Raw genomic sequence first — 398 nt, 5'->3', positions numbered from 1 at the left:
ACACCGGTTCTGCCGCCGGTCGGCTATCTCAGCGTTAACGTTGAAGATGACCCGGCGCCTTTCCGGCAGCCTGAACAGACAACGGGCAGCGAGATAGAGAATGCACAGTATCGATTAACGCTGGACGCCGGAACGCTAACCCTGCACGACAAACGCAGCGGCAGCTGCATCCCCTCGTTCTTTACCCTTGAAGACTGTGCAGCTGCGGGCGACAGCTACGATTTCTCACCGCTTGCGGGCGATACTCCGACGCGATGCGACCATTTCACGATCGTCGGCAGCCTGAAAACGCCGCTTGTCGAAAAGCTGATCGTTGAAGCCACCCAGCATCTTCCGCCAGCTCTCGCCGGCCGCCAGGATACAGCCCGCACGCCGTTATCCAATCCTCTGGAGTGCAC

The 398-nt window shown here is 59.5% G+C and carries 1 pseudogene; it reads left to right on the top strand.

Annotated elements, in window-relative coordinates:
- A pseudogene (locus tag A6013_RS24485) lies at positions 1-398 on the top strand (alpha-mannosidase); the annotation flags it as partial.

The organism is Enterobacter sp. IF2SW-B1 (assembly GCF_001743375.1).
Taxonomy (GTDB): domain Bacteria; phylum Pseudomonadota; class Gammaproteobacteria; order Enterobacterales; family Enterobacteriaceae; genus Enterobacter; species Enterobacter bugandensis.
The sequence above is the reverse complement of the archived record's forward strand: the minus strand, read 5'-3'. Positions and strand labels throughout refer to the sequence as shown.